We start from the raw sequence: 25,189 nt of genomic DNA, 5'->3' as shown, positions 1-25,189 counted from the left end.
CACGCAGCTGCGCGAGGTCGGGGCGGGGTCGGGCGCAGGTCAGAAGGTGTTGCCGCTCGCGGCGAGGAGCGCCGCCGCGTGCCGTTCGAGAGCACGGTCGCCAGCGGTCGTCGGTGTCCAGGCGGGCACCTCTTGCGGCTGGTCGGCATCGCCGATGGCGACGAAGACCAGGTGACACCGCGTCGTCAGCGAGGGCGCGTCACCCGCCGGATCACCGGAGCGGACATCGACCGTCATGTGCATGCTGGTCCGTCCGGTGCGCATCAGCCGAGCCTGGATCTCGACGAGGTCGCCGATGTGCATCGGTTGCAGGAAGCGGACTCCGCCGACATAGACCGCGACGTTGCAGGTGCTGCGCGTCCACTGCGTGGCGAGCACGTGCGCGGCCTCGTCGATCCAATCCATGACATTGCCGCCGTGCACGTTGCCACCCCAGTTGACATCGGTCGGGCGGGCGAGGAAGCGCATCGTCCGTCCGGGTGCGTGCAGCTCCGACTCGGGTGGCATGTTGGTCAGTTCGCGCTCGATGACAGCCCGGATCTCCTTGTGCCGCAGCGCATCTGCCTCGGCCTCCCGCTGATCGGCGGTGGTCGGTGTGTATGACGGGATCGCCACCGACCTGCCGTCTTGCATCGCGACGAAGACGGTCAGGCACTCGGTGGCGACGCTCAACTCGCCGGTGCGCGGGCTGCCGGTGCGCACCTGCACACGCACGTCCATGCTGGACCGGCCGGTGTGCACGATGCGTGCCTCGACCTCCACGAGGTCGCCGACCCGGATCGGCGTGCCGAAGTGCACGTCCCCGACGTATGCCGTGACGCAGTAGTGCCTGCTCCAGGCGACCGCTGCGGCATACGCCGCCTTGTCGATCCACTCCAGCACGCGTCCGCCGCTGACCCGACCGGCATACCCCTCGTCGGTCGGCGCGGCGAGAAAGCGCAGGGTGAGACCGGAGCGGTCGTGATCGGTCGGAGCAGGTGTGGTGGTCACACAGGACATCATGCCGAACCGACACGCCGAGCGACCCGCTTTTCGTACGAATGTTCGGGGTCGGGATAGGCTCATCCACATGTCTCCGACGGACGGCCCGCTATCCACAGTGCGTGGATCTTGCACGGTGGGTTGTCGGTGCGGAGGCCTAGCGTCTGACCAGTTCCAAAGCCCGGCTCACCCGAGCCTGCACGAGGGCGGCGGACGGTCGCAGGTAGGCGCGACCCACCCTCGCAACAGCTAAGGAGTGCCCACCATGGCAGCAAACGCCGGCAACGCCGACAACAAGCTCAAATCACTCGACACCGTGATGGCCCAGATCGAGAAGGCCCACGGCAAGGGCGCGGTCATGCGGCTCGGTGACGACGTCCGCCCACCGATCGACGTGATCCCGACCGGCGCCATCGCCCTGGACGTGGCACTCGGCATCGGTGGTCTGCCGCGCGGGCGGGTCGTGGAGATCTACGGTCCGGAGTCGTCCGGTAAGACCACGGTCGCGCTGCACGCGGTGGCCAGTGCCCAGCGCAACGGCGGTATCGCGGCGTTCATCGACGCCGAGCACGCGCTCGACCCCGAATACGCCAAGAAGCTCGGCGTCGACGTCGACTCGCTGCTGGTCAGCCAACCCGACACCGGTGAGCAGGCGCTCGAAATCGCCGACATGCTGATCCGCTCCGGTTCACTCGACATCATCGTGATCGACTCGGTGGCCGCACTCGTGCCGCGCGCCGAGATCGAGGGCGAGATGGGTGACAGCCACGTGGGCCTGCAGGCGCGCCTGATGTCACAGGCGCTGCGCAAGATCACCGGTGCGCTCAACAGCACCGGCACCACCGCGATCTTCATCAACCAGCTGCGCGAGAAGATCGGCGTGATGTTCGGCTCGCCGGAGACCACCACCGGTGGTAAGGCACTGAAGTTCTACGCCTCGGTCCGCCTCGACGTGCGTCGCATCGAGACCCTCAAGGACGGCACCGACCCGGTCGGCAACCGCACCCGCGTCAAGGTGGTCAAGAACAAGGTGTCCCCGCCGTTCAAGCAGGCGGAGTTCGACATCCTCTACGGCCAGGGCATCTCCCGGGAGGGCGGCCTGATCGACATGGGCGTGGAGCAGGGCTTCGTCCGCAAGTCGGGCGCCTGGTACACCTACGAGGGCGACCAGCTGGGGCAGGGCAAGGAGAACGCCCGCGGCTTCCTGCGGGACAACCCCGACCTGGCCGACGAGCTGGAAAAGAAGATTAAGGAGAAGCTCGGCGTCGGGCCGCAGGTCGACAAGCCCGCCGAGGACGGCGTGGTCACCCCGGTCGACTTCTGATCGAGACAAGACCCCTCCTCGGCCGCTGGATCGGGCGGTTCGCGGCCGAGGAGTGCTCGATCGACGGTCGCGAGACCCGGGCGCACGGCTGGTGGTCGAGTAGGGCCGAGCCGTCATGTCGGTGGTCGAGTAGGGCCGAGCCGCCACGCGGTGGTCGAGTAGGGCCGAGCCGCTAGGCGAGGCCCGCATCGAGACCACCGTTCGGCTGCGAAGGAGAGCGCACCTTTGAAACCCTTTGACACCGAGTCGGATTCGCTGCCGGACTTCGTCGACCCGGCGGACGTGCCGGAGCGCCCGACCTCGGCCGCGGCGTCGTCCGGGCCGGCGACCGGCGCCAATTCACGACGGCGGGTCGAGTGGTCGGGGGAGCGGTCGCCGGCCAAGCGTGGTCGCGGCGGCCGCGGGAGTCGTTCGGGTCAGCGCCGCCGGGACCGCGAGCCACCGGCCGACAACCCCGACGCCGAGCCCGATCCGCACGAAGTCGCTCGCACGATCGTGTTGCGGCAGCTGACGATGGCGCCGCGCAGCCGCAAACAGCTTGCCGACAAGCTGCGCCAACGCGGCTGCACCGACGAGGTCGCCACCGAAGTGCTCGACCGGATGGAAGAGGTCGGGCTGATCGACGACGCGGCATACGCCGGCATGCTGGTCCGCTCCCAGCAGGCGAGCCGGGGCCTGGCCCGCCGGGCGCTGCAACAGGAGTTGCGTCGCAAGGGCGTCGACGAGGAGATCGCCCGGGAGCAGCTGGACGAGATCGACGAGGAGAGCGAGCGCGACCGCGCCCGTGCGCTCGTCGACAAGAAGCTGCGCTCGATGCACGGACTCGACGCCACCGTGCAGACCCGGCGGCTCGCCGGAATGCTTGCCCGCAAAGGCTATTCGTCATCGATTGCCTGGTCGGTCATCCGCGAGGCGATCGCGGACGCCCCGGAGCACCAACCGGACTGAGCGCTCGCGGTCGATGCCGACCGGTCACTTCTTCAAAGGGCGGCCCGGTGATCGAGTGACGGCCGCCCACGTCGAGTGACGTCCGCCGCAACGAACGACGGCGCTGCATCGACGTCACTCATTGCGAGCGTCGTCACTCGTGCGTGTCATACGGGCGCATCATTCGCCGGTCATGCACCGACTGGCCAATGCGTGCGTCGGCCTGTCGGTACAGGGCAGCGGTGGCTGCGGGCTAGCGGGCGAGATCGAGTTCGCGGCGCAGCCCGCGGAGCACGCCGAGCAGGCGCGGATCGGCGGTGCGGGGTGTCGCCATGGCGAGACGCATTGACCTCCGGAACGGCAGCCGCTCGACCACCTCGCCCTCGCGCAGGTCGAAGGCGACCGCGCTCCGGGGGAGGACCGCGAGGTGGCCCCGCTTGCGGGCCATCGCGATCGCCGCCGCCAAGGTCACGCCCGGCCGAGCATCGGCGCCCAGGCGGTGCAGCCCCTCCAGCACCTCCTCGGTGCTCAGGTCGTAGGTCGACGCGACCACCTGCCGGTCGCGCAACGGCAGTCGGCCCCGACTCATCGGCTCGACCCCGACCGCACGAAACAGCACGAGCGGATCGGTGCCCACCTGGTGGATGACCACCGACGACGGCACCTCGACCTGGTCGGCCACGGCCACGAACGCTGCGTCCATCGAACCCTCCGCGACCCATTGCAGCAGCACCGGACCGTGATCCTGCCGCTGGTCGATCGCAACCTCCGGCAGCAGCGCGTCGAGCGCCGGAAACAGCAGTGAGGTGAGGCTCGCAAAGGTCCCAACGACCAGGCGTCGTTCCAGCATTGCCGCCCGACTCGCGGCGAACGCCCCCTCCAGATGGCCGAGGATGTGCCGCGCCTGCCGCACCAGCTCCGAACCGGCGGGCGTGGGTCGTGCGCCAGTTGTGTCACGGTCGAAAAGCGTTGCACCCACGCGGCGTTCGAGCCGGGAGAGCCGTGCACTCGCCGACGGCTGCGAGATGCGCAACGACCGGGCGGCGCTTCCCACCGATCCGGTCCGTGCGACAGCGACGACAAGACGCAGGTCGTCGACCTCGGGCAATGAGTCCATAGGCACAGACTATGGAAGCTGCACGCAACCTGGCGGCTACCGTGCGATGGCTGCTCCCGAGAGTCTGGATCCATGGCAGATGACTACGTGACTCAGCAGACCTGCGCCGCAACGAAACTCGACCGGGACGTGGCACTGCGATGGCTGCGGCGATGGGACGACCAACAAGGCACCTACTTCGTCGATCGTGAGCAACGGTTCGCAGTGATCGCCGACGTCGTGCAGGCGTGCGTGCGACGCGACGACCCACTGATCGTGGATCTCGGTGTCGGTCCCGGATCCTTGGCGTCGCGTCTCCTGCGACAGCTGCCGGGTGCGACCGTCGTCGGCGTCGACCTCGATCCGCTGCTGCTCGGGCTGGCCGCATCGGCATACGGCAGTGAGAGATTCCGCGTCGTGGCCGCGGATCTCAGCGAGACTGGCTGGCTCCGCCGGCTCGGCCTCGACCGCGCGCCCGACGCATTCGTCAGCACCACCGCGCTGCACTGGTTGCCCGGGGCCGCGTTGGCGACCGTTGTCCATGAGGCGGTCGAAGCGCTCGCGCCGGGCGGTGTCTTCGTCGACGGGGACCACTTCTACGAGCCGGACTCCGAGCCGCGGCTCGACGACGTGCGGCGCCAGGTCGCCGCAGCAGGCGTGCGCCGCACCGGCCGCGTCGACGGCGAGGACTGGTCTGCGTGGTGGGCGGCGGCGCATGCCGCGCCGGAGCTGGCCGAGCTGTCGGCCCGGCGGGAGCGCCTGGCCTTCGCGGCCCGCGCCGACGACGATCGTCCGCCGGCCACCCGGCAGGGGCTGGCGGCGGCGCTGCGCGCCGCGGGTTGCGCCGAGGCGGGCGCGGTGTGGCAGCACGGCGACGACTACGTCATGGTCGGCGTGCGCTGAGCGGCCCGGCGGTGCCGGCGGGTGAGCGCCGAGGTAGCACTGGACGTCGTATCCCGGCGCTCTTGGCGACATCGAGTGCTACCTCGGCGGCCGGCCCACTCCCGAAAGCTATTGAAACAGTCGAAACGTTCGCTATAGTGAACGCATGCCCACCGGATCGTCCGACCTCGCCGCTGCCGTCGGCGCCCAGATCCGCGCGCGCCGCGGGCAGCGGGGGATGTCCGCCGCCGAGCTTGCGAGGCGCTCGGGTGTGTCCAAGGCGACACTGTCCAGCCTTGAGTCGGGCGGCGCCAACCCGACGATCGACACCCTCGACGCGGTTGCCGTCGCACTCGGGATCCCGTTGTCCGACCTGCTCGTTCGCGGCGAGGACACCGGGCCGCAGCTGATCCGCGGCACTCCCGGCACCGAGGGTGAGATCGACCGGGAGCTGCTGCGCCGCGTCACCGGCGGCCACCAGGTCGAGATCTGGCGGCTGCGGATGCCACCGGCCACCGAGTTCGAGGGTGTGCCGCACGCCCCGGGCACCGTCGAGCACCTGGTCGTCGCGTCCGGATCGCTGCGCGCTGGGCCCACCGACGACCTGACGGTGCTCAGCATGGGAGATCTGCTCGCCTTCGCCGGCGACGCGTCCCACACTTACCGCACCGACCACGAGCCGGCCGACGTGACCGTGCTCATCGCCTCACCGATGATCGGATAGAAGACATGCTCGCGATCGCTCCGCTGTTGCTCGCCTGGGCCGTCTGCGTGGTGACGCCCGGGCCGGACTTCCTCGCCGTCCTGCGCACCGCCGCGGCGCGCGGTCGGGCCGCCGGCCTGCGCGTCGGCCTCGGCGTCGTGTGCGGTATGGCGTGCTGGGCCACGCTCGCCCTGGTCGGACTGAGCGCTCTGATGGCCCGCTACGAGCACCTCTATCTGGTGATCCGGGCGGTCGGCGCGGTCCTGCTGATCGGCTACGGCCTGCACGTGCTGTGGTCGACCCGCAACGCCGCGTCGTCCGGTGCAGAGACGCCGGGGATGCCGAATGGCAAGCAACCACAGTCACATCGGCACCATTGGCGCCTCGGCCTCTTCACCAATCTGTCCAACCCGAAGGCGTTGGTCTTCTTCGGTGCGCTGTTCGCGACGCTGATGCCGCACGGCGCGTCGCCCGCGATGCGGGTGGCGCTGCTCGCGATCATGCTCGCGATGGGTGCCGGCTGGTTTGCGGCCGTCAGCTGGTGCGCCGGCGCCCAGCCGGTCGTCGCGGCATACAAGCGCCTGCAGAAGGTCATCGACCGGGTGGCCGGCGGCGTGTTCGCGGCGATCGGGCTGACCCTGATCCCGCGCTGAGCAGTCGGGCTGTCCGCCGGAATTGTGCGGCGGCGCGATAGCGTCGGCGGATGAGCGATCGCGACCAGATCGGGCAACTGGAGGGCCGGCTGAGTGACAGGGCCGTCGTGACCGATCCGGCCCTGCTGGAGTCCTACCTGCACGACGAGGCCGAGTGGGCGGCATACGGCAAACCCGTGGCGGTGGTGCGCGCCGGCAGCACCGCCGACGTGCAGGAAACCGTGCGCTGGGCGCTCGAGCACCGCGTGCCGGTGGTGCCCCGGGGCGCGGGCACCGGCCTGTCCGGTGGCGCGAACGCCCTCGAGGGCTGTGTGGTGATCTCTCTGGAGAAGCTCAACCAGGTGCTCGAGGTCAATCCGCTCGAACGCCTCGCCGTCGTACAGCCCGGTGTCGTCAACGATGACCTACGCAAAACCGTTGCCACGCAAGGACTTTGGTATCCGCCGGACCCCGCGAGCTCGCCCTGGTCCACGATCGGCGGCAACGTCGCCACCAACGCCGGCGGCGTGTGCTGCGTGAAGTACGGCGTGACCCGCGACTACGTCATCGGCCTCGAGGTGGTGACCGGCACCGGCGAGGTCGTGCGCCTCGGCCGGCGTACGGCGAAGGGGGTGGCCGGGCTCGACCTGGTCGGCCTGTTCGTCGGCTCCGAGGGCACCCTGGGCATCGTCACCGAGATCACCGTCAAGCTGCGCCCGCTGCCCGACCCGGGTCGCACCGTGCTCGGCTACTTCGACGGCATCGTGGACGCGGGTGTCGCGGTGCGCGATGTCGCGGCGCGCGGGCTCACCCCGTCCGCACTCGAACTCGTCGACCGCACCTGCCTGCTCGCCGTCGACGAGATGACCCACATGGGCATTGCGTCCGAGGCGAACGTGGTGCTGATTGGCAAGGTCGACGAACCGGGCGAGGCAGGGAAGCGGGCAGCAGAGGAGATGGTCGCGGCGTTCGAGGCGGGCAATGCGACGTTCGTCGCCGAGACCGCCGACCCGGAGGAAGCCGACGCGATGATGGCCGCCCGGCGTCTCGCCTACCCGGCGATGGAGCGGCTCGGGCCGCTGCTCACCGAGGACGTCTGCGTGCCCAAGGAGCACGTGCCGGAGATGCTGCGGCGGGTGGAGCGGATCGCCGCCGACAGCGACATCACGATCGCCACGGTCGCGCACGCCGGCGACGGCAACCTGCACCCGCTGATGATCACCGGCCGGGGTGATGACGAGGCGAAGGCGCGGGCGCAGGCGGCGTTCGACCGGATCATCGAGGAGGCGCTCGACCTGGGCGGCACGGTGACCGGCGAGCACGGCGTCGGGCTGCTCAAGATGCCCGGTGTGGCGCGGGAGCTCGGACCCGAGGTGCTGGCGATGGAGCGGGCGGTCAAGCAGGCGCTCGATCCCGAGGGCACCTTCAATCCGGGAAAGGTCTTCTGAGCGGAAGCGTCCTGTGGACAGTGGTTTTCGCCAGTCCGGGTGTCCTACTGTCGGCCGGTATGACGGATGCGCGAGCACAGCCATCGCCCGATCGTGGGTGGTGGATCACTACGGCCGTCCTGATGTTCGTGACATCGGCGATCACCCTGCTGGCGATCCTCGTGCTGCTCGGACTCATCGGGCTGTTCGGGCTCTGGGCGGCTTCGGAGCACGGTGCCCACGACTACGCCCGCGGCATCTGGGGGCCGGTGGTCGTCCTGCTCGTCGCTGCCGTTGTGGTCGCTGTGGTCGGCGTGCTGGCGGGCGTCTTGTCGCTGCGAGGTGCCCAGGTCGGCGCGGTGTTGGCGCTCGTGATGGGGATCGTGCTGGCCACCGGCGCCGGATACCTCATGGTCCTGGGTGCCTGGCTCTGTGTGGTGATCGCGCTTCCCGCACTGGCGGTGTTCGTCGCCGCGCTTGGCGCGCTCGCGCGCCCGGTGCGCTAGCGAAGCGGCGTACCCGGCCCGCGCGATTCGGGAGAGCGGTGAGCCACGCCGTACCCTGGATCGGTCATGAAGACCTATGAAGTGCGCACCCACGGCTGCCAGATGAACGTCCACGACTCCGAGCGGATCGCCGGTCTGCTGGAGTCGGCCGGGTATGTCGACCGGGCCGCGCTGACCGATGACGCCCGTCCCGAGAGCCCGGACGTCGTGGTCTTCAACACCTGCGCGGTGCGCGAGAACGCCGCCGGCAAGCTCTACGGCCAGCTCGGCCAGCTGCGCCCGGCCAAGACCGACAACCCGGACCTGCAGATCGCGGTCGGCGGCTGCCTCGCCCAGAAGGACCGGCAGGAGATTGTCCGTCGCGCGCCGTGGGTCGACGTGGTCTTCGGCACGCACAACGTCGGCTCGCTGCCGGTGCTGCTCGAGCGCGCGCGGCACAACGCCGAGGCGCAGGTCGAGATCCTCGAGTCGCTGGAGACCTTCCCGTCCACGCTGCCGACCCGACGCGATTCGGCATACAGCGGGTGGGTGTCGATCTCGGTCGGCTGCAACAACACCTGCACGTTCTGCATCGTGCCGTCGCTGCGCGGCAAGGAGAAGGACCGCCGCCCGGGCGACGTGCTCGCCGAGGTGCGGGCACTGGTCGAGCAGGGCGTCGTCGAGGTGACGCTGCTCGGCCAGAACGTCAACACGTATGGCGTGGAATTCGGTGACCGCCTCGCCTTCGGCAAACTGCTGCGCGCGTGCGGCGAGATCGAGGGCCTGGAGCGGGTGCGCTTCACCTCACCGCACCCGGCGGCCTTCACCGACGACGTGATCGACGCGATGGCGCAGACGCCCAACGTCATGCCGTCACTGCACATGCCGCTGCAGTCCGGCTCCGACCGGGTGCTCAAGGCGATGCGCCGGTCCTACCGGTCGGACAAGTTCCTCGGCATCCTCGACCGGGTGCGCGACCGGATGCCGGACGCCGCGATCACCACCGACATCATCGTCGGCTTCCCGGGGGAGACCGAGGCCGATTTCGAGGAGACCATGCGGGTGGTGCGCGAGGCGCGCTTCTCCTCGGCGTTCACCTTCCAATACTCCATCCGGCCCGGCACCCCGGCGGCCGACCTGCCGGACCAATTGCCGAAAGCCGTTGTGCAGCAACGGTTCGACCGGCTGATCGAATTGCAGGAGGAAGTCTCCTGGGCCGGCAACCGGGCTCTCGAGGGCCGGACCCTGGAGGTGCTGGTCGCACCGTCCGAGGGTCGCAAGGACGCCGAGACCCAGCGCATGTCGGGTCGCGCCCGGGACAACCGGTTGGTGCACTTCGCGGTGCCCGAGGGCACCGAGCGGCCACGTCCCGGTGACGTCGTCTCCGTCGACGTCACCTATGGCGCGCCGCACCACCTGGTGGCCGACTCCCCGGTGCAGGGCGGCACCTGGGCGGTGCGCCGCACGCCCGGCGGTGACGCGTGGGAGGCGCTGCAGGCCGGTGCCGCTGACGGCGGTGACGGCGCAGTGCGCAAGCCCGCGGTGTCGCTCGGCATGCCCGCCATCGGAAAACCCGAGCCGGCAGCTGTTGCCGCCGGCCCGGGTTGCGCGTGTTCGTAACGGTTTTCGCTACTGCTGCGGCGCTGCTTCGGCTGGGTCGCCCGCGATCAGCTGCGCGCAGCGCTCGCCGACCATCATCGTGGTGATGTTGGGGTTGACCGTGGTGTGCTCGGGGAAGACCGAGGCGTCCGCAACGCGCAGGCCCTGCACGCCCTTCACCCGCAGCTGCGGGTCCAGCGGTGAGTCCGCGTCGTCGGCGGCACCCATTCGCACCGTGCCGGCCGGGTGGTAGACGGTGTTGTGGGTGCGGCGGATGTAGTCGGCGAGCTCCTCGTCAGTCTGCGCGTCGGCGCCTGGGTAGAGCTCGCGACCGGCCCACTCCTGCATCGCCGGCTGCGCGACGATGTCGCGCGCCCGCCGGATGCCGGCGATCATCACCCGCATGTCGTGGCCGTCGGCGTCGGTGAAGTAGCGCGGGTCGACCTTCGGCTTGTCCCGGAAGTCGCGCGACCGCAGCCGCACCGTGCCGCGTGACTTGGCGTGAGTCACGTTGGGGGTCAAGCAGAATGCGTTGTCGCTGGTGGGGTAGCCCTGGCGGAGCGTGTGCATGTCGAACGGCACCGAGCCGTAGTGCATCATCAGGTCCGGTCGGTCCAGGCCGTCCTGCGTGGTGTCGAAGACGCCGATCTCCCACCACTGGTAGGACTCGGTGACCATCGGCTGTTTGGCCTCCCACTGGATCACGCCCTCGGGGTGGTCCTGCAGGTGCTCGCCGACGCCGGGGGAGTCGACGCGCACGTCGATGCCGACCTCCCGCAGGTGGTCGGCGGGCCCGATGCCGGACAGCATCAGCAGCTTGGGGCTGTCGATCGCGCCGCAGGAGACGACGACCTCGCGGTCGGCGGTGATGGTGCGCGCCCGGCCGAAAGCGTTGTCCACCACCGAAACTCCGACGCAGCGCGGTCGCTCCTCGCCGTCGTCGAAGACGAGCTCACGCGCCCAGGTGTCGGTGAGGATCGTGAGGTTCTCCCGGTCCAGAATCGGGTGCAGGTAGCTCACCGAGGAGGAGGAACGGCGTCCATCCTCCATCCGGTTGACCTGGAAGAAGTTCGCGCCGCTCACGACGGTGTTGCCGGTGTTGAACGTCGCCCGCGGAATGCCGGCCTGCTCGCAGGCGTCGAGCAGCGCGACCCCGCAGGGGTCGTTCGGCGGGATGTTCATCAGGTGCACCGGGCCGTCCTTGCCGTGCAGCGGCCCGTCGTCCTCGTTGGTCTCCAGCTTGGTCAGCAGGGGATAGGTCTGCGCCGAACCCCAACCGTCGCAACCGAACTCGGCCGCCCAGCCGTCGAGGTCCTCCCGGGGCGGCCAGAACGCAATGCACGAGTTGTGCGACGAGCAGCCGCCGAGCACCTTGGCGCGAGCGTGCCGCAGATGCGAGTTGCCCTGTTCCTGCGGCTCGATCGGGTAGTCCCAGTCGAAGCCGGACTCCAGCAGCTCCATCCACCGGTCCAGCTGCAGGATGACGTCCTGGTCGAGGTCGGTCGGGCCCGCCTCCAGCAGCGCGACGCTGACCTCGGGGTTCTCCGAGAGGCGGGCCGCGACCGCCGCTCCGGCCGACCCGCCGCCGACGATGACGTAGTCGAAAGTGTTGTCGGTCAAGATGTTTGGTCCTTCCACGTGGTGTAGATCGTCAGCGCTGCTCGAACCAGCCGGTCACGCCGGGCCGGAGGTTGCGGTAGATGTGCTTGGCCTCCTGGTATTCGGCCAGGCCGGTCGGACCGAGCTCCCGGCCGAAGCCGGACTGCCCGTAGCCGCCCCACTCCGCCTGCGGCAGGTAGGGACCGAACTCGTTGATCCAGACGGTGCCGTGCCGCAGCCGAGACGCGACCCGGTCAGCCTTACCGGCGTCGTTGCTCCACACGGCGCCGGCCAGACCGTATTCGGTGTCGTTGGCGATCTGCACCGCCTCGTCCTCGGTGCGGAAGGTCTCGACGGTGACCGTCGGGCCGAACGCCTCGTCGTGCGCGCAGTCCATCTCGCGGGTCACGTTGTCGATCACCGTGGGCAGGTAGAAGTAGCCGTCGTCCAGGGATCCGGCACCCATGTCGCCGGTCGCGTTGGCGCCGCCGGTGCGGATCGTGGCGCCCTGTTCCTTCGCCTTCTGCACGTAGGCGTCGACCTTGTCGCGGTGCTCGCCGGAGATGAGTGGCCCTGTCTCGGTTGCCTTTTCGAAGGGAAGGCCGAGCACGATCTGTTCCGCCCGCTGCACCAGCGCGTCGACGAAACGGTCGTGCACCGACTCCTCGACGACCAGCCGGGCACCCGCCGAGCAGACCTGTCCGGAGTGCAGGAAGGCACCGTTGAGGGCGTTATCGACGGCGGTCGCCAGGTCCTCGTCGGTCTGTACTGCGTCGGCGAAGATCACGTTGGGGTTCTTGCCGCCCAGCTCCAGGGCGACCTTCTTCACTGAGCCCATCGCGGCGGCGCCGAGCTTGCGGCCGGTGATCAGTCCTCCGGTGAACGACACCAGGTCGACGTCCGGGTGGGTCGACAGCGGGGCGCCGGCGGTGGCGCCCGCGCCGGTGATCAGGTTGGCGACGCCCGCCGGCACACCGGCCGTCTCCAGCACCTCCATCAGCAGCATGGAAGTGTGCGGCGTCAGCTCGGCAGGCTTGAGCACGAAGGTGTTTCCCGCGGCCAGCGCCGGCGCAACCTTCCAGGCGGCCTGCAGCAGCGGGTAGTTCCACGGGGTGATGAGCGCGCACACCCCGACCGGTTCGTAGACGATCCGGGACAGCACGTCAGCGTTGCCCGCGTCGACGATGCGTCCGGCGTCCTGCCCGGCGAGCTTGCCGAAGTAGTCGAAGCAATTTGCGATGTCGTCCATGTCGATCTCGGACTCGTAGGGCCGCTTGCCGGTGTCGAGGGTCTCGGCGCGGACGAAGTCGTCCTTGCGGCGGCGGATCTCGGCCGCCACCCGCAGCAGCAGGTCGCCGCGCTCGGCGGTCGGGCGGGCCGACCACTCGCCGGCGTCGAACGCCTCGCGGGCCGCGGCGATCGCGCGCTCGGTGTCCTGCGGGGTAGCCTCCGAGACGATGCCGACCGGGGAACCGTCTGCGGGACAACGGATCTCGCGGGTACCGCCGTCGGCTGCCGCTTCCCAGCGGCCTCCGATGTAGAGCGTCGCTGTCGTCATACTCCCTCTCCTTCGGTGCTCGCGTAGTCGTGGCGCAGGTGCAGATACGTCAGGTGATGCTCGTACTGGTCGAGCACGTCGCCGATGATCTGGTCGGTGGTGTAGCCGTTGATCTGGTAGCCCTGGCTGCCTTCGTCCAGGAAGACCTCGCAGCGGTAGTAGCGGTCATTGCTGCTGCCCGCCCGGGAGTTGGCGAACGACGGGGTCGGGCAGGAGACCGGGCTGAGCCGGTAGCTGAAGTCCGGCTCGTCCTGCAGGTCGACGACCAGGCGGGGAGCGGGCAGGCCGTCCTCGCCCACGGTGTCCTCGACGAGCGCAGGGGTGCCGGCGTCCCGCAGGCCCGCGGCGACGGATTCCAGTGCGGGCACACCACGTTCGGTGAGGAACCGCTCGGTGGCGCGGCGCCCGGGGAAGGTGGTCGCGCGGGCCAGCCGGTGCCGCCAGTCGGGCTGCTTGCCGGCGGCACCGCGGCCCGCAGCCATGAAGCCGCGCAACGAAGTGCGCAGCGAGGCGTCCTTGAGCGACTCCTCCCGCATCGCCCGGTAGAGCCCGATCATGATCAGCGCGAGCACGAACGAGAACGGCAGACCCATGACGATCGTCGCGTTCTGCAGCGTGATGATCGAGCCCGCACCGCCGCCGGCGAAGAGCATGCCGAGGGTGAGCAGGCCGATCGCGACCGACCAGAAGACCCGCACCCACTTGGCGCAGTCCTGCATCGGGTGGTGCAGCCGCGAGGTGAAGTTGCCCATCACCAGGGCGCCCGAGTCGGCGCTCGTGACGTAGTACAGCAACCCGGCGACGGTGGCGATGCCGACGATCAGCGGCGCCCACGGGTAGGTGTCGAGCAGGGAGTAGAAGCCGGCCTCGAACTGATTGAGCGTCTTGGTGCCGAACGCCGGGTCCTGTCGCGCCTGCGAGAGCGCGCTGTTGCCGAAGATCGAGACCCACAACAGGATGAACAGGAACGGGATCGTGAGCACGCCGAAGACGAACTCACGCACGGTGCGGCCTCGGGAGATGCGGGCGAGGAACAGCCCGACGAACGGCGCCCACGCGATCCACCAGGCCCAGAAGAACAGCGTCCAGGAGTTCATCCAGGTGGTCGGGTTCTGCCAGGCCATCGTGTCCATCGACTTGCCGACGAAACCGGTGACGTAATCGCCGGTGTTCATCACCAATCCGTTCAGCAGGAAGCCGGTGCGTCCGGTGACCAACACGAACAGCAGGAGCGCCACCGACAGCAGCACGTTCAGCTCGGACAGCCGCCGGATGCCCTTGTCGACGCCGGTGGTCGCCGAGATCGTGCCCATCACCACCGACAGCACGATGAGGCCGATCTGGGCGGCCTTGCCGAGCGGTATGCCGAACATCACGTTCAACCCGAAGTTGAGCTGCACGATGCCGATGCCGAGCGAGGTCGCGATGCCGAAGATCGTGCCGAGCACGGCGGCCACGTCGACCGCGTCGCCGAGCCGGCCCTCGACGCGTCGGCCGAAGACCGGCGCCAGCGCCGAGCGGATCGCGAGCGGCAGGTGGCGCCGGAAGGCGAAGTAGGCCAGCGCCATACCCATGAGTGCGTACATCGCCCAGCCGGTGATCCCGTAGTGGAACAGCGTCCACGAGACGGCTTCGCGTGCGGCGTGCACGTCACCGCCCTTGCCGGTCGGCGGCTCGAGGTATTGGCTGATCGGCTCGGCGACCGAGAAGAACATCAGGTCGATGCCGATGCCGGCCGCGAAGAGCATCGCGGTCCAGGTGAACAGGTTGTACTCGGGGCGGGACTCCTCGGGGCCGAGCCGGTAGGTGCCGAAGCGGGACAGTCCGATGAAGATCACGAAGCCGACGAAGACCGTCGCGAGGGCGAAGTACCACCAGCCGAACCAGCTGGAGATCCACTCCACGACCGACCCGATCACGGTCGATGCGGTGTCCGGCAGGGCCAGCGTGAAGACCGCGAAGGCGAGCACGAGGCCTGCTGCGGTGAAGAAGACGGTGCGGTTGAGAGACGGCGGCGGAGTGTCTTGTGGTGCCGCAGAATCCGGCTTGGTGTCCAGGTCGGCTGCGTTTGTCACGTGGCAACACCATACAGACGACGCCCAGGAAAGTCGGATCGGCGTATGTCGGGTGCCTGCTGTCGGTGGCCGGCGCGATGCTTGGACCATGGCACTCATCGAGCTGCAGCTCTTCGCCCTGGACAGCCCCGAGCCGGAGCGGCTCGGCCGCTTCTACGCCGATCTGCTCGGCGGGGAGGTGACCCGGGCGGACGACGACTGGTGGGAGGTGACGCCGCCCGGCGGCGGGGTGCCGCTGGCGATCCAGTGGGCGCGCGAGTTCACCCCACCGACCTGGCCGGACCCGGCGGTGCCGATGCAGGCGCACCTCGACTTCACCGTCGACTCCTATGACGAGGCGGAGGCGCACGCGCTGTCGCTCGGCGCCCGCAAGGTCGAGGGCGACGAGGAGCACCCCGGCTTCCGGGTCTACCTGGACCCGACGGGGCACCCGTTCTGCCTCTGCCTGCGCGGTTAGCGTCAGCCGGCGAGGTCGCGCACCCGGCGGGCCGGCTCGGGCAGCGCCCGGTCGCGCGCCCACACCAGTCCGACCTCACGGGCCGCGTCGACCCCGCGGATGCCCAGCAGCACCACACCGGGCGGCACCCGGGTGTTGGGGGAGTCGGGCAGCAACGCGACGCCGATCCCGGCGGCGACCAGGCCCGCGACGGTGTCCAGCTCCTGGCACTCGACACTGATGCGCGGCTCGACGCCGGCCGCCGCACAGGCCTCGTCGAGCAGCTGCCGCATGCCGAATCCGCGCCCCATCGCGACGAATTCGACATCGGCGAGCTGCGCGAAGTCGATGGTCGTCTCGCGGGCGAGGGGGCTGGCGGCCGGCACCGCGAGGTGCACGTCCTGCCGCAACAGGCGCCGCCAGCGCAGGCCGCTCGCGGCGGGCCGGGGCGAGACGATGCCCAGGTCGAGGCTGCCGTCCAGCACCAGCCCGCTGATCGTCTCGGCGGCGTCTTGCACGAGGTCGAAGCGCAGGGCAGGGTCGGCCGCGCGCGCCTGCTGGATCAGCTGCGGCACCAGCCAGGTGCCGAAGGAGTGCAGGAAGCCGAGGCGGACCACACGGTCGGCCGGGGTGCCGAGCTCGCGCACGCGCTGCTCGCCGGCGGCCAGCTCGGCGTCCGCCCGTCGCAGGTGCTCAGCGTAGATCCGCCCCGCGTCGTTGAGCACGAGACGGCGGCCGATCCGGTCGAAAAGCCTTGTGCCCAGTTGGCGTTCGAGCCGTCCGAGCTTGCGCGAGAGGGTCGGCTGCGGCATGTGCAGCTGCGCCGCGGCAGCGGTGGCGTTCTCCTCGTCGGCCAGCACCACGAACCAGCGCACTTCGTCCCGCATGCCCTCATCATGCACCAATGCATCGATCTGGTGTCAAACATTCATTTCCGTATGACGGGGCGACCGGTCACCATGGCTCCCGTGAGTGTGTTGCAAAGTCCTGTCGAGGCCGCGGGATACCGTCGCGGCGAGGCGGGCTACCGCCGCATCACCCTCGCGCTCTTCGCAGCCGGCATGACGACCTTCGTGGCGATGTACTGCGCGCAGGCGGTGCTGCCGTCCCTGGCGGGCGACTTCGGCATTTCGCCGGCGGCGTCCGCGCTGACGGTCTCGGCGACCACCGGGCTGCTGGCGCTCGCGATCATCCCGGCGAGCGCGCTGTCCGAGCGCTTCGGCCGCACCAGGGTGATGACCCTCTCCGCGGTCGCCTCGGCGGCGCTCGGGCTGGTGCTGCCCTGGTCACCCAACCTCACCGTGCTGGTGGCGCTGCGGGCCCTCCAGGGGATCGCGCTGGCGGGCGTGCCGGCGACCGCGATGGCCTACCTCGCCGAGGAGGTGCACCGCGACCACCTCGGCGCCGCCATGGGCCGCTACATCGCCGGCACCACGATCGGCGGCCTGGCCGGCCGGCTCGTCGCGTCGTTCACCCTGGACGTGTCGACCTGGCGGTGGGCCATGGAGGCCGCCGCCGTCGTCGCGCTCGGTTTCACGCTGATGTTCGTCCGCCTCGCACCGGCGTCGCGCTACTTCGAGGCGCAGCACGTCGGAGTGCGCTCGACGTCGGCCGCGGTGCGCGAGCACCTGCGCAACCCGGCGCTGCTCGGGTTGTTCGCCACCGCGTTCCTGCTGATGGGCGGCTTCGTCGCGGTCTACAACTTGCTCGGATTCCGGCTGCTGCGGCCGCCGTTCGGCCTGCCGGAGTCGATCGTCGGGCTGGTCTTCCTGATGTATCTGTCCGGCACCGTGTCGTCCGCGGTGGCGGGCCGGCTCGCCGATCGCTTCGGGCGTGCCCGCACCCTGGTGACCGCGGAGCTGGTGACGGGGGTGGGCCTCGTGCTGACGCTCCCGTCATACCTGCCGAGTGTGTTGGTGGGCGTATTGCTTTTCACCGCAGGGTTTTTCGCCGCCCACGCGACGGCCAGCGGTTGGGTGGGGCTGCTCGCGAAACGGCATCGTGCCGAGGCGAGCGCGCTCTACCTCTTCGCCTACTACGTCGGGTCGTCGGTGCTCGGCGCCTGCGCGGGGGTGGCCTACAGTGCCGGCGGCTGGGGCGGCACGGTGTTGTATGTCGGGGCGCTGCTGCTCGGTGCTACCGTCATCGCCATGCTTCTGCTCGCACGCAAGTCGTGGTGGCTGCCGTAACCGGCGGCCCGACGAAGCAACCCCTTCCATTGCCGCCCGGGCCGGGCGGCATCTTTGTGTCATGCGCCGGTGGTCCGGGCCCACCCACAAGGAGCGCAGATGACCACCATCACCACCCCGCCCGGCCACCAACGGATCCTCACCGGAGACCGACCCACCGGACCGTTGCACATCGGCCACCTCTTTGCGACGTTGAGATCGCGGGTCGCCTTCCAGGACAACGGGATCGACACGATGATCCTGATCGCTGATCTGCAGGTGATCACCGATCGCGACGCGATCGGCGACGTGCGGTCGGCGGCGCTCGGTCAGGTCGCGGATTATCTGGCGACCGGCATCGACCCGACCCGCTCGACGATCTTCGCGCACTCGGCCGTGCCCGCGATCGGGCAGCTCACGCTGCCGTTCCTCTCCCTGGTGAGCGACGCGGAGCTGCGCCGCAACCCGACCGTCAAGGACGAACTCGCGGCGACGGACGGGCGGCCGCTGTCGGGCCTGCTGCTCACCTACCCGGTGCACCAGGCAGCCGACATCCTCGCGGTGCACGGCAATGTCGTCCCGGTCGGCAGGGACCAGTTGCCGCATCTGGAGCAGGCCCGGGTGATCGCGCGCCGCTTCAACGCCCGTTACGGCGCGGACTACTTCACCGAGCCGGAGGCGCTGCTCACAAGGGCGCCGGTCGTGCCGGGCCTCGACGGGCGCAAGATGTCGACCAGCCGCGGCAACGGCCTCGAGCTGGGTATGACGGCGGATGCGACTGCCGCGCGAATCCGTAAGGCTCGCACCGACTCCCAGCGTCGCATCACCTTCGACCCGGATCGCCGCCCCGAGGTGTCGAGCATGCTGCGCATCACGGCCCTCTTCACCGGCGAGACCCCCGAGCAGGTCGCCGAACGGATCGGTGACGGGGGAGCGGCCGCTCTCAAACGAGAGCTGACCACGGCAGTCAACGACGGACTCGCCGAGCATCGCCGCAGGCGCGCGGAGTTCGCGGCCGACCCGGCATACCTGCGGGACGTGGTGCGAGCGGGTAATGCGCGTGCGGCCGCGCTCGCAGACCGGACGCTCGCCGACGTGTTCGAGCTGATGGGGATGAGCTACTGAGGCAAAAACCAGTTGCCGGTCGCCGGTCGGGGTTTCTACGCTCCGCGGCATGGCAATCACGCTGTTCGCACGCACCCGCACTCACTGAGACGGCGCGCGGGCGAACTCCTGAGGCGTCGTCACCGGCTGCGGCCGGACGGCGTCTTCGGGCTGCCCGCGTGCATCGTGTTGTAACCGCTGGGCTTCCCATCCACCTGCGCCGTTCCGGTCGGAGCACTCCGTCCGTTACTAGCAGTTGGAGGAAAGCCAATGTCCCGCAACACTTTTCGTCCAGGCCGTCACGAGCTCGGCCAGAACGACCTCATCGATCGCCGGGTGATCCGGGAAGTCGTCGACCTGGTGCGTGACCGGTCACTGCCGCTGGTCGAGTGGGCCGGCGGCGGCGGTGCCCTGTCGGTCCCACTGGCCGCTCTCGGCCGACCGCTGGAGGTTGTCGAACTCGATCCGCGTCGCGTCGCGGTGCTGCGGCGACGACTCGGTCCGCACGTGTGTGTGCGGTGCGGCGACATCCTGCGCCACGCGCCGCCGGCCCCGTCATACGACCTGGTGTGCAACGTGCCCTTCCATCTCACCACCGCCGTGTTGCGGCGGATGCTCGGCCTGGACGGCTGGGCGCGCTCGGTGCTGATCACCCAGTGGGAGGTCGCCCGCAAGCGTGCCGGCGTCGGCGGCGCCACTCAACTCACCGCGCAGTGGTGGCCGTGGTTCGATTTCCAACTGCACCAGAAGATTTCGGCCAGGGCATTTCGTCCGGTGCCGAGCGTCGACGCCGGGTTACTGGTCATGGACCGGCGCACCGAGCCGCTGGTGCCGACCGCCGAACGCGCCGCCTATCAACAGTGGGTCCGCGCGATCTTCACCGGCCGCGGCGCCGGTCTGCCTGAGGTGCTCGCTCGCTCAAGCGACATTCCGCGCACGCGGCTCGCACCGTGGTGCCGCGAGCAACGGATCGGACCACGAGACACCCCCGGCCGGCTGAGCGCGCAGCAGTGGGCGACGCTGTGGCAGCTGCGCGCTCAGCGACCCACCCACCGCGACTGACGCTTCGTTCGCCGAGTGACGGCGCAAGCGCAGTCACTCGGCGAACGAAACTGTCAGTCGCCCTTGACGTTGACGATCTGCCGGAGGGTGTGCCGGATCTCGACGAGATCCGCGGCGTCCTGCATGACTACGTCAATGTCCTTGTATGCCTGCGGAATCTCGTCCAGGAACGCGTCGGTGTCGCGGTATTCGATGCCGCTCATCGCATCGCGCAACTGCTCGACGGTGAACGCCCGCCGCGCGGCCGACCGGGAGTAGGCCCGGCCGGCGCCGTGCGGGGAGGAGTTGAGCGCCACCGGGTTGCCCCGGCCGGTCACCACGTATGACGCAGTGCCCATCGAGCCCGGGATCAGACCGGGTCGGCCGGCTTCGGCATTGATCGCGCCCTTCCGGGACAACCAGACCTGCTTGCCGAAGTGCCGCTCCCGCTCGGTGTAGTTGTGATGGCAGTTGATCCGCTCCTGCTCGACCACCGGCTCACCGACCCAGTGCGACACGTCGTGCACGACCCGATCCATCATCTCCTCCCGGTTGAGCAGTGCGAAGTGCTGCGCCCACCGCAGCTCAGCCAGGTAGCGGTCGAACTCCGGTGTGTCCTCCACGAGGTAGGCAAGATCCTTGTGCGGCAACGAGATCCACCACTTGGCACACTGATCCCGCGCCACCGTGATGTGACGCTGGGCGATCCGGTTGCCGACACCCCGCGACCCCGAGTGCAAGAACAACCACACCCGGTCCTGCTCGTCCAGGCTCAGCTCGATGAAGTGGTTGCCGGAGCCCAGCGAGCCGAGCTGCAGCTTCCACCTCTTGGCGTACGACGCCGGGTCGAAATCGGCATCCTGTGCCATCGCGGACAGCGCCTCCAGTCGGGCAACGGTGTGGTCCCTACTGATTCGCCGGTTTGCACCGCCAGCGGACAGCGGGATCGACCGCTCGATGCTGTGCCGTATGACGGAGCGGTCCTGCGGGAGGTCGGCCGCGGTGAACTGGGTCCGGACGGCGATCATGCCGCAACCGATGTCGACCCCCACTGCCGCCGGGATGATCGCGCCGAGAGTCGGGATCACCGAGCCCACGGTGGCGCCGAGGCCGAGGTGGGCGTCCGGCATCAACGCCACGTGCGGGTGGATGAACGGCATCGTCGCGGTGATCTCGGCCTGCTCCCGGGTGTTGGCCTCCAGGAGCGATGCCCAGTTGAACAGTCTGCTGTTGATCTTGTCCATGATGAATTCCTTTGTCGCACAATAAAAGCGGCGCCCGGTCAAAGACCGAACACCGCTCCTCACAAGGGGAAGGCGTCGGTCAGGTCTTGGTGGCCTGCAGTGTGTAGCTGGCGGGAAGCCGCTCGGGTCGGTCGGTGAGGCGCCACTCGCCGCGCTCATCGACGCTCATCTGGCCGGGCAGTGCGCACCACGGCACGCTGTCGTGCTCGGCGAGTGCGGTCAGCGCTAAGCCGTGGTCGAGCAGGGCGGTCACGATCTCGCCGAGGCCGTGATTCCACTCGACGGTGGTGTTCGCGGTGAACTCATAGTCGGTTTCGACATACGTGCCGCCCTCGTCCCAGACCAGACCGTCGGGTTGCTCGAAGTAGCTGTATTCGACTGTCGGTCCTGGCTTTTCGTCGGTCAGCGCCCACAGCATCGGATGCCCTTCGCGGATGAACAGCCGCCCGCCCGGACGCAGCAGGGAGGCGACGCTCGCCGCCCACCGGTCGACGGACGGCAGCCAGCAGAGCGCGCCGATGCCGGTGTAGACCAAGTCGAAGGTGCGCCCGCTGAGCGCGGCCGGCGCGTCGTACACGTCGGACTCGACGTAGTCGATGGTGGCTCCCGCGCGGTCGGCGATGCTTCTCGCCTCCCGCAGCGATGCGGGCGACAGGTCGACCCCGGTCATCCGCGCGCCGAGCCTGGCCAGCGACAGGGTGTCGGTGCCGATGTGGCACTGCAGGTGCACCCCGTTGAGACCGCCGACGTCACCGAGACGCGGCAGGTCGAACTCGACGACATCGCTCAATCGGCGTGTGCCGTCGACAAGTTCGGCCACGGCGTAGTCGGGACTCGCCGCGTGTGCGGCGGCCCGGTCGTCCCAGTTGGCGCGGTTGAGCGCGAGGTAGTTGGTCACCGGAGCATCCTGCTCGCTCACGGGGTGCGCACGCATCCGGATTTCATGCAGCTCACTGCGTCGTACGGCGCAATGGCGCCGCCAAGGTCGGCAGGATCAGCCGCCAGTGCCGCACGAAGAGCGCCGCCGCGATCACCAGGTAGACGCCGGACAGGACCAGTCGTCCGTGCGTGGAGGTGATCGGGAACTGCACCGCGAAGAGTGCCAGCAGCAGCCACGCCGATCCGCGGTGGAAGCGCAGCGTGAGCAGCATCGCCACCCCCATCAGGGTCTGGGTGGCGGTCAACAGAAACTCCTCGATCTGCCGGTCGTCGAGCGTCAGCGACGCGCTGCCGCCACCGGCGAGGTAGGCGATCGGCAGCGAACCGATCAGCAGCGTCCACTGGTTGATCTTCGAGGAGATCAGCGTTGCGATCGCGGCGGTGCCCTTGCCACGCCAGGCGAACAATGCCGCGATGATGAATTCCGGCGCCTCGGAGGCCAACGGCGCCAGCCACTGCACCAAGAGAAACTGGTCGATGCCCAGCTCGGTGCCGGAGTCGACCAGCGCTTCGGCGAACGGCTCGGCGCTGAGGAGGATTACCGCGGCGGCGAGGACGAACAGCACGGGTATGACGGCACGGCGCCGCTGCCGCGGCAGCGCCCCGATAGCCGCTGCGGTCCCGATCAGACCGGGCTCCTCCGGTTCGCCACGGGTCAGCTTGTAGACGTAGAAACCGAACCAGGCGATGAGGATCAGGCCCATCACCAGGTGCACCTCGCCAGTGATGGGAATGACGAACGCGAAAACACCTGCAACGAGCAGAAATCCGAGCTCCATCCGGTTGTCCGCACCAAGAGCGAGCTGGTGCACCGGCTTCTTGCTGACGCGGCCTGCGGCATACAGCGCCAGCAGCACGACCAACGGCCAGCCGAAACCGAGCAGCAGCCGGTTTGAGCCGGTCATGTTGGCCGCCGCGAACTGCACATAGTCGGGGTTGGAACCGGCCGTGTACGCGTAGTACAGGTCGACTGCGTATTCGGGCAGCACCGCTATGAAGGCCAGTATGGCGATGGCGAATCCGCCGGAGATGTCCACCTGCGCCGCGTCCCCGGCCCAGGCGAGCACGAACGACGCGGCCACGACGGCAGCGCCGTAGATCACCAACTGGGCCACCGACGGCGGCTCGCCGCCGCTGAGCCGCAGCACGACTGCGGGCATCGCGATCACGGCGGCAATGACGAGGGATCGCGCGAGTAGGCGTCTGAAATGCGCGGCGGAAGTTGTTGCGGGAGAAGTCAACTCGGGGTCCCGGAGGTCAGGGCCGAGGCTGCGCGCTGTGACGAGACCTCGACCAATCAACATGGTCGAAGGTCTCGCCCACCGGTGAACCGGCGAGGTGGCCGGGCGCCGCGGCGCCAGTATGTCGACCACATCCACCACCGCGCTGTCGCGGGCGGTGAGGGCTACTCCCCTTCAGTGAGTAAGGCTAACCGACGTCAGGCCGACCGAACAGCCCTGCCGGTGGATCGCTCGTATGACGCCCAACACCTCGTGCAGTCGCAGGTGGCCGTCGCATGCATCGTCCCGGCGTTGCGCGGCGAACCGGGCTCGAGCAACGGTTCGGGGTGCCAGCCTGGGAGTGAAAAGGTTTGCACCACAACGGGTTCCGGTGTCGCATCGGCTGTCCCGGCGCGGCAGCAGAGGCATCGGGTGTAGCCGCCGTTGCGCGGCAGATGCCACTCGGTTTGGTGGGTGCAACCGCGGCAGAGGTGGACCAGCGCGCTCATGCCGGCGCCGATGAGGGGAGTCTCGTCATACGGGCAAGCCCACACCCTCGACCAGGTTGAAGGTCAAGGGCGTGGGCGCGCCGGTGGTTTCGCTCAGTCGTCGGACGAGGACTCGGCCGGCTCCGGCCGGTTGGCGTCGTCGTAGCCGGGGCGCAACGGCATACCCTCGTCGGTCGCCGTCTCCTCTTCCTCGATGTCGTATGTGTCGTCGGTCGGCTCGTTGCTCATGGTGCTCAGTATTCCGAAGTCGATCGAGTCGCGCTGCGGGTGGGCGGTTTCGCACCAGCCGGTGCGGACCTGCAGATGGGCACCGGAGCGCCAGTGCTTGAGCACCGCCTGCTCAAGGCGGGAGCTGCCGGTGAGCCGGTCGAGCGGCGCATCCGGACGGCGGAAGACAAAGTTGCGCACCGACCAGTCGCCATCGCTCGGCGGCCCGATGGGGTGCCAGCGGGCGCCGAATGCCGCGATATTGCTGCCCGGCACGAGGGTCTGCAGTTGCTCGTCGAGCAGCCAGCTGGTGCAGACCGCGATCCGCAGCGGCGGCAGCTCCGGGAAGTGCCGGGCGAAGAACGGTGACATCCGGCCGAACGACGCATCGACCTCGGCCGGTGTTAACGGTCCGATGTCCGGGATATGAGTGTCGATCACCATCGCGCCGGGCGGAGCCGGCACGGCCGCCGCGGCGAGATCGGCAGCAGGCCCGGTCAGCTCGGTCAGATTCCCCTGGAGCCGCCCGAAGTCGTAGATCAGCCCGCGCAGGTGCAGCGCGAACCAGTCCTGCACGTGCAGCCCGGTCTGCCCGAAGGTGCGCTCGAAGATCCGCAGGTGCCGTCCGAGATCGGCGAAGATGGCCCGCGACGCCGCGTCGGGTATGGCGCGGGAGCGGTGATAGGCCAGCGCATCCGCAAGCGCCCCGACGAACGCCACCGGATAGAAGAAGCGGTCGGTGAGTGGGGCGTCCGGATCGTGCGGGTCGAACCTGGCCGGTAACCGGGCAGGCGTCTGGGTGAGCGGCACGCCCATGCCCTCCCGCAGCTGCGCGACCACCTCGGCCACCTCGCCGAGCAGGGCGCGGTCGGCAGCGATCGAGTCGGCGGCCGCAGCGAAGTCGGCTGTGTCAGCGGGCTCCACGGCGAAGTAGGCAAACGCCCGCACGCGCGCCGCCCCGGTGATGCGGGCCCGAATCTCGTCGCTGCTCGGCAGAGTCACCCGCTCATCGTAGGGAGCGCGCCGACTATCT

Annotated in this window: 22 protein-coding genes; 12 read left to right on the top strand and 10 right to left on the bottom strand. The window is 69.3% G+C overall.

Annotated features, from left to right (window positions below):
- Nucleotides 1–39 precede the first annotated feature (39 nt).
- Nucleotides 40–999: an acyl-CoA thioesterase gene (locus N2M23_RS07705; protein WP_482792389.1), complete on the bottom strand. Its 960-nt coding sequence runs from the start codon at nucleotides 997–999 to the stop codon at nucleotides 40–42.
- A gap of 247 nt (nucleotides 1,000–1,246) precedes the next feature.
- Here N2M23_RS07705 and recA point away from each other — a divergent pair, with 247 nt between their 5' ends.
- Both recA and N2M23_RS07695 read left to right on the top strand, forming a co-directional pair.
- Nucleotides 1,247–2,305, top strand: a complete 1,059-nt coding sequence (gene recA, locus N2M23_RS07700; protein ID WP_265444524.1) for a recombinase RecA — start codon at nucleotides 1,247–1,249, stop codon at nucleotides 2,303–2,305.
- Between the two features lie 225 nt (nucleotides 2,306–2,530).
- Nucleotides 2,531–3,253, top strand: coding sequence for a regulatory protein RecX (locus N2M23_RS07695; RefSeq protein WP_265444523.1), 723 nt, complete (start codon nucleotides 2,531–2,533; stop codon nucleotides 3,251–3,253).
- Between the two features lie 232 nt (nucleotides 3,254–3,485).
- Here N2M23_RS07695 and N2M23_RS07690 read toward each other — a convergent pair whose 3' ends face one another.
- Nucleotides 3,486–4,349 carry a LysR family transcriptional regulator gene (locus tag N2M23_RS07690; RefSeq protein ID WP_265444521.1) on the bottom strand — a complete coding sequence of 288 codons (864 nt, stop codon included), beginning with the start codon at nucleotides 4,347–4,349 and terminating at the stop codon, nucleotides 3,486–3,488.
- 72 nt (nucleotides 4,350–4,421) lie between these two features.
- On the opposite strand from N2M23_RS07690, the gene N2M23_RS07685 reads away from it, so the two are divergent.
- The 6 genes from N2M23_RS07685 to miaB all read left to right on the top strand — a co-directional run bounded on the left by N2M23_RS07685 (nucleotide 4,422) and on the right by miaB (nucleotide 10,077).
- A complete protein-coding gene (locus N2M23_RS07685) occupies nucleotides 4,422–5,231 on the top strand; it encodes a class I SAM-dependent methyltransferase (RefSeq protein ID WP_265444520.1) in 810 nt (269 codons plus the stop codon).
- 145 nt (nucleotides 5,232–5,376) lie between these two features.
- Entirely contained in the window at nucleotides 5,377–5,934 is a 558-nt protein-coding gene (locus N2M23_RS07680; RefSeq protein ID WP_265444519.1) for a helix-turn-helix domain-containing protein, read from the top strand.
- Nucleotides 5,935–5,939: 5 nt separating this feature from the next.
- Nucleotides 5,940–6,566, top strand: a complete 627-nt coding sequence (locus tag N2M23_RS07675) for a LysE family translocator (RefSeq protein WP_265444517.1) — start codon at nucleotides 5,940–5,942, stop codon at nucleotides 6,564–6,566.
- Between the two features lie 50 nt (nucleotides 6,567–6,616).
- On the top strand, nucleotides 6,617–7,993 hold the full coding sequence (locus N2M23_RS07670; RefSeq protein WP_265444515.1) for an FAD-binding oxidoreductase: 1,377 nt from the start codon (nucleotides 6,617–6,619) through the stop codon (nucleotides 7,991–7,993).
- Between the two features lie 59 nt (nucleotides 7,994–8,052).
- The gene (locus N2M23_RS07665) at nucleotides 8,053–8,478 is read left to right on the top strand and encodes a hypothetical protein (protein ID WP_265444514.1); all 426 of its coding nucleotides are present in this window, start codon (nucleotides 8,053–8,055) and stop codon (nucleotides 8,476–8,478) included.
- A gap of 66 nt (nucleotides 8,479–8,544) precedes the next feature.
- Nucleotides 8,545–10,077 carry a tRNA (N6-isopentenyl adenosine(37)-C2)-methylthiotransferase MiaB gene (miaB, locus tag N2M23_RS07660; protein ID WP_265444512.1) on the top strand — a complete coding sequence of 511 codons (1,533 nt, stop codon included), beginning with the start codon at nucleotides 8,545–8,547 and terminating at the stop codon, nucleotides 10,075–10,077.
- A 9-nt stretch (nucleotides 10,078–10,086) separates the two neighbouring features.
- Here the strand turns inward: miaB and N2M23_RS07655 are convergent, their stop codons facing one another.
- Genes N2M23_RS07655 through betT form a run of 3 tightly spaced genes read right to left on the bottom strand, consistent with a single transcriptional unit; the run spans nucleotide 10,087 to nucleotide 15,288 of the window.
- Nucleotides 10,087–11,676 (bottom strand): GMC family oxidoreductase, encoded by a 1,590-nt coding sequence (locus tag N2M23_RS07655; protein ID WP_265444511.1) that lies wholly within the window; start codon nucleotides 11,674–11,676, stop codon nucleotides 10,087–10,089.
- 31 nt (nucleotides 11,677–11,707) lie between these two features.
- Nucleotides 11,708–13,213 carry an aldehyde dehydrogenase family protein gene (locus N2M23_RS07650; RefSeq protein WP_265444510.1) on the bottom strand — a complete coding sequence of 502 codons (1,506 nt, stop codon included), beginning with the start codon at nucleotides 13,211–13,213 and terminating at the stop codon, nucleotides 11,708–11,710.
- Nucleotides 13,210–15,288 (bottom strand): choline BCCT transporter BetT, encoded by a 2,079-nt coding sequence (gene betT, locus N2M23_RS07645; RefSeq protein ID WP_265444509.1) that lies wholly within the window; start codon nucleotides 15,286–15,288, stop codon nucleotides 13,210–13,212. The genes N2M23_RS07650 and betT overlap by 4 nt, the downstream gene beginning before the upstream one ends.
- An 88-nt stretch (nucleotides 15,289–15,376) precedes the next feature.
- On the opposite strand from betT, the gene N2M23_RS07640 reads away from it, so the two are divergent.
- Entirely contained in the window at nucleotides 15,377–15,745 is a 369-nt protein-coding gene (locus tag N2M23_RS07640; protein WP_265444508.1) for a VOC family protein, read from the top strand.
- 2 nt (nucleotides 15,746–15,747) lie between these two features.
- On the opposite strand, the gene N2M23_RS07635 is transcribed toward N2M23_RS07640, so the two are convergent.
- Nucleotides 15,748–16,611 (bottom strand): LysR family transcriptional regulator, encoded by an 864-nt coding sequence (locus N2M23_RS07635; protein ID WP_265444506.1) that lies wholly within the window; start codon nucleotides 16,609–16,611, stop codon nucleotides 15,748–15,750.
- Between the two features lie 72 nt (nucleotides 16,612–16,683).
- On the opposite strand from N2M23_RS07635, the gene N2M23_RS07630 reads away from it, so the two are divergent.
- The 3 genes from N2M23_RS07630 to erm all read left to right on the top strand — a co-directional run bounded on the left by N2M23_RS07630 (nucleotide 16,684) and on the right by erm (nucleotide 20,058).
- On the top strand, nucleotides 16,684–17,913 hold the full coding sequence (locus N2M23_RS07630; RefSeq protein WP_425270212.1) for an MFS transporter: 1,230 nt from the start codon (nucleotides 16,684–16,686) through the stop codon (nucleotides 17,911–17,913).
- A gap of 99 nt (nucleotides 17,914–18,012) precedes the next feature.
- A complete protein-coding gene (gene trpS, locus N2M23_RS07625) occupies nucleotides 18,013–19,017 on the top strand; it encodes a tryptophan--tRNA ligase (protein WP_265444502.1) in 1,005 nt (334 codons plus the stop codon).
- A 249-nt stretch (nucleotides 19,018–19,266) separates the two neighbouring features.
- Nucleotides 19,267–20,058: a 23S ribosomal RNA methyltransferase Erm gene (gene erm / locus N2M23_RS07620; RefSeq protein ID WP_265444501.1), complete on the top strand. Its 792-nt coding sequence runs from the start codon at nucleotides 19,267–19,269 to the stop codon at nucleotides 20,056–20,058.
- 53 nt (nucleotides 20,059–20,111) lie between these two features.
- On the opposite strand, the gene N2M23_RS07615 is transcribed toward erm, so the two are convergent.
- The 4 genes from N2M23_RS07615 to N2M23_RS07600 all read right to left on the bottom strand — a co-directional run bounded on the left by N2M23_RS07615 (nucleotide 20,112) and on the right by N2M23_RS07600 (nucleotide 25,158).
- Nucleotides 20,112–21,281 (bottom strand): RtcB family protein, encoded by a 1,170-nt coding sequence (locus N2M23_RS07615; protein WP_265444500.1) that lies wholly within the window; start codon nucleotides 21,279–21,281, stop codon nucleotides 20,112–20,114.
- A gap of 79 nt (nucleotides 21,282–21,360) precedes the next feature.
- On the bottom strand, nucleotides 21,361–22,179 hold the full coding sequence (locus tag N2M23_RS07610; protein WP_265444499.1) for a class I SAM-dependent methyltransferase: 819 nt from the start codon (nucleotides 22,177–22,179) through the stop codon (nucleotides 21,361–21,363).
- 52 nt (nucleotides 22,180–22,231) lie between these two features.
- Nucleotides 22,232–23,380, bottom strand: a complete 1,149-nt coding sequence (locus tag N2M23_RS07605; RefSeq protein WP_265445106.1) for a sodium:proton exchanger — start codon at nucleotides 23,378–23,380, stop codon at nucleotides 22,232–22,234.
- Nucleotides 23,381–24,042: 662 nt separating this feature from the next.
- Nucleotides 24,043–25,158, bottom strand: coding sequence for an acyltransferase domain-containing protein (locus N2M23_RS07600; RefSeq protein ID WP_265444496.1), 1,116 nt, complete (start codon nucleotides 25,156–25,158; stop codon nucleotides 24,043–24,045).
- Nucleotides 25,159–25,189: the final 31 nt, after the last annotated feature.

Source organism: Flexivirga meconopsidis (genome assembly GCF_026162425.1).
GTDB classification, from domain to species: domain Bacteria; phylum Actinomycetota; class Actinomycetes; order Actinomycetales; family Dermatophilaceae; genus Flexivirga; species Flexivirga meconopsidis.
This window is presented reverse-complemented; position numbering and strand designations above follow the sequence as displayed.